3 protein-coding genes are annotated in these 3604 nt (G+C 71.0%); 2 read left to right on the top strand and 1 reads right to left on the bottom strand.

Annotated features, from left to right (window positions below; genetic code table 11):
* Window positions 1–87 precede the first annotated feature (87 nt).
* Window positions 88–522 carry a hypothetical protein gene (locus FNH04_RS43085; protein ID WP_152791688.1) on the top strand — a complete coding sequence of 145 codons (435 nt, stop codon included), beginning with the start codon at window positions 88–90 and terminating at the stop codon, window positions 520–522.
* Window positions 523–1070: 548 nt separating this feature from the next.
* Here FNH04_RS43085 and FNH04_RS43080 read toward each other — a convergent pair.
* Window positions 1071–2456 carry a cystathionine beta-synthase gene (locus tag FNH04_RS43080; RefSeq protein ID WP_322725525.1) on the bottom strand — a complete coding sequence of 462 codons (1386 nt, stop codon included), beginning with the start codon at window positions 2454–2456 and terminating at the stop codon, window positions 1071–1073.
* Between the two features lie 148 nt (window positions 2457–2604).
* Here FNH04_RS43080 and FNH04_RS43075 point away from each other — a divergent pair.
* On the top strand, window positions 2605–3604 hold a 1000-nt coding region (locus FNH04_RS43075), incomplete at its 3' end, for an SGNH/GDSL hydrolase family protein (protein WP_152791687.1).

Below are 3604 nucleotides of genomic sequence, written 5' to 3'. Positions count from 1 at the left end.
GAGACAGGGTGTCGGGGGTACGGCCCAGGTCCAACAGGGGGGTTAGCCCCAGTGCCCGGGCACCCGCGGCTGCCTACCGTGAATGCCATGACCGGTAATGGCCCCCGTGACGCGGAACTGAACAAGGAACTCGCCGCCACGCTCCACGCACGCAGAGAGCTGGGCGACGAGTACGAGTCGGCGCTGGTCGAGTCGTTCCTGGAGAAGGTCGAAGAGCGCCTCGACAGCGCGGTGGACCGCCAGGTACGGCGCCGGCTCGCCGAACAGCGGATCGTCGTGGCCCGCGGAGACTCCCCCTCACCGCAGTCCACCGACTCCTGGGGCGAGCGCTTCGGCTTCGGGGTCGTCTCCCTGGTCCTCGCGATACCGCTCTCGGGCATCGGCGGCGGCGTCGCGGGGCTGCCCGGTCTCCTGGTCTCCTGGGTGGGCATCGTCGGCGTCAACGCGGCGTGGGCTCTGCGCAACAGCTCGCGTATAGGCCGCCGCAGGAACAGGCCGGACGACCCGGACTGGGAGGAGTGACGAGGTGCGGGTGTGGCGGGGACCGCCGCACCCCCGTGAACGGAGGGCGGGACGACGGCGGTCCCCGCGAGGGACGCGGGCCGGGTCAGGGCCGGGCTTGCGCGTCCATTGGCGTCCATGGAGGTCCGGGAGCCGCTCCGGAGGTCCTTGGCGCCGTTCGGTCGCCGACCGGAGCGGGGAGCCTCCCCCAGCGCTTAACGCCTGGGAGTTATCCCCACCGCCCTGCCGACAGCCACTAATGTGCCGGACCCGTGTTAAGCGAGTGCTGCGCGGACGTGACGCGCTCGTACCACTTCCGCGAAGTTCTACGCGGACGGACTCAGGCGGCGCGGACATTCCAGAACCACCCCGGCAGATCGCAGGAAACTCCGCTACCTCAACACGAAGTTCCGTCCCGCCAGGGCCTCCTGACGGGACGACTTACGGTTCCGCACGGGCAGCGCCCACGGCCTGCGGCAGCACAGGGACCGACGACTCAGCCCCTCATGCCTCGGCTCCCTCATGCCTCGGCTCCCTCATGCCTCCACCCCCTCATGCCCCTTGCCCCCTCACGCTCCCTTGGCGAGGAAGGCGAGCAGGTCCTGGCGGCTCACGACGCCGGTCGGCTTGCCCTCCACGAGGACGATCGCCGCGTCGGCGGAGCCCAGTACGGACATCAGGTCCGCCACCGGCTCCCCGGAGCCGACCTGCGGCAGCGGGGCGGACATGTGCTTCTCCAGCGGGTCGTCGAGTGAGGCCCGCTTCGTGAACAGCGCGTCGAGCAGCTCCCGTTCGACGACGGAGCCCACGACCTCCGCGGCCATCACGTCCGGGTGCCCGGCCCCCGGCTTCACGATCGGCATCTGCGAGACGCCGTACTCCCGCAGCACCTCGATGGCCTCACCGACCGTCTCGTCCGGGTGCATGTGGACGAGCGAGGGGATGGAGCCGCCCTCCTTGTAGTTCAGGACGTCATTGACCCGCGCGCTCGGCCCCTCGTCCTCCAGGAACCCGTAGTCCGCCATCCACTCGTCGTTGAAGATCTTGCTGAGGTACCCGCGCCCGCTGTCGGGCAGCAGCACGACCACCACGTCGTCCGGCCCGAGCCGCTCGGCGACCTTCAGCGCGGCCACGACGGCCATCCCGCAGGAGCCACCCACCAGCAGCCCCTCCTCCTTCGCCAGCCGCCGGGTCATCTGGAAGGAGTCCTTGTCCGACACGGCGACGATCTCGTCGGCGACGGTCCGGTCGTACGCGGTCGGCCAGAAGTCCTCGCCGACGCCCTCCACCAGGTACGGCCGCCCGGAGCCGCCGGAGTACACGGACCCCTCGGGGTCGGCACCCACGACCTGGACCCGGCCGTCGCTCGCGTCCTTCAGGTACCGCCCGGTACCTGAGATGGTCCCGCCGGTCCCGACACCCGCGACGAAGTGCGTGATCCGGCCCTCTGTCTGCTCCCACAGCTCGGGACCGGTGGAGTGGTAATGGGACTCCGGGTTGTTGGGATTGGAGTACTGGTCCGGCTTCCACGCTCCCGGGGTCTCACGCACCAGCCGGTCGGAGACGTTGTAGTACGAGTCGGGGTGCTCGGGATCCACGGCGGTCGGGCAGACGACGACCTCGGCCCCGTAGGCGCGCAACACGTTGATCTTGTCGGTGCTCACCTTGTCGGGGCACACGAAGATGCACTTGTACCCCTTCTGCTGGGCCACGATGGCGAGCCCGACGCCCGTGTTGCCGCTGGTCGGCTCGACGATCGTGCCCCCCGGCTGCAGCTCGCCGCTCTTCTCCGCCGCCTCGATCATGCGCAGCGCGATGCGGTCCTTCACGGAACCGCCGGGGTTGAAGTACTCCACCTTGGCCAGGACGGTGGCCTGGATGCCCGTGGTCACGCTGTTGAGCCTCACCAGCGGGGTGTTGCCGACGAGGCTGATCATCGAGTCGTGGAAGTGCACCGTTGTCTCCGGAGCTGCAAAAAGAGTGGTTTTGATGGTGCAGCCAGCCTAAGCCCCCTCCCGGCCGTTCACGCTCGGTTGAGATTGACCGACGGGCTGTGCGGGGCAAGGAGTTGATGTAGGGCTACGAGGAGGTGGCGGCGACGCTATGACGAGCATGTCGAGGGCACGGGTGGCCCGGCGCATCGCTGCGGGCGCGGCATACGGCGGCGGTGGCATCGGACTACTGGGGGCGGCGGCCATGGGGCTGCTGCTGGCCGAGGTGCAGATGGCCAAGCGGCAGGTGGGCAACGGCAGCAGTCCGCATCCGCCGAGCGCGGAGGGCCTGTACGGACGCGCGTACGAGACTCCTGACGAACCCCCGCTCCTCCTCGTCATGCTCGGCGACTCCACGGCGGCCGGACAGGGCGTGCACCGGGCGCGGCAGACTCCGGGAGCGCTGCTGGCCTCGGGGCTCGCGGCGGTGGCGGAGCGGCCGGTGAGACTGCGCAACGTGGCGCTGCCCGGTGCCCAGTCGGACGACCTGGACCGCCAGGTCTCGGTGGTCCTCAAGGACGCGGACCACGTCCCCGACATCTGCGTGATCATGATCGGCGCGAACGACGTCACCAACCGGATGCCTCCGACCCGCTCGGTCCGCCATCTCTCGTCGGCGGTGCGTCGCCTGCGTACGGCGGGCGCGGAGGTGGTCGTGGGCACCTGTCCCGACCTCGGCACGATCGAGCCGGTCCAGCAGCCGTTGCGGTGGCTGGCCCGCAGGGCGTCGCGGCAGCTGGCCGCGGCCCAGACGATCGGCACGGTCGAGCAGGGCGGGCGAACCGTGTCGCTCGGCGATCTGCTGGGCCCGGAGTTCGCGGCGAACCCGCGCGAGCTGTTCGGCCCCGACAACTACCACCCCTCCGCCGAGGGGTACGCGACGGCGGCCATGGCGGTGCTGCCGACGGTGTGCGCCGCGCTGGGCCTCTGGCCGGCCGAGGAGGAGCGGCCGGACGTGTCCCGTCGCGAGGGCTTCCTGCCGGTGGCCCGGGCGGCCGCGGAGGCCGCGTCCGAGGCGGGCACGGAGGTCACGGCGGCGATGCCCACGGGGCCGCGGGGTCCGTGGGCCCTGCTCAAGCGCCGCCGCCGGCGGCGCGTCCCGGCGACGGACC

Source organism: Streptomyces phyllanthi, assembly GCF_009377205.1.
Classification (GTDB): Bacteria; Actinomycetota; Actinomycetes; order Streptomycetales; family Streptomycetaceae; genus Streptomyces; species Streptomyces phyllanthi.
Note: the sequence above shows the minus strand (reverse complement) of the source record. Positions and strands in the feature narration are given on the sequence as shown.

Coding starts and splice junctions, on each gene's coding strand:
- FNH04_RS43085 (WP_152791688.1), top strand. CDS start 88: ATGACCGGTAATGGCCCCCGTGACGCGGAACTGAACAAGGAACTCGCC.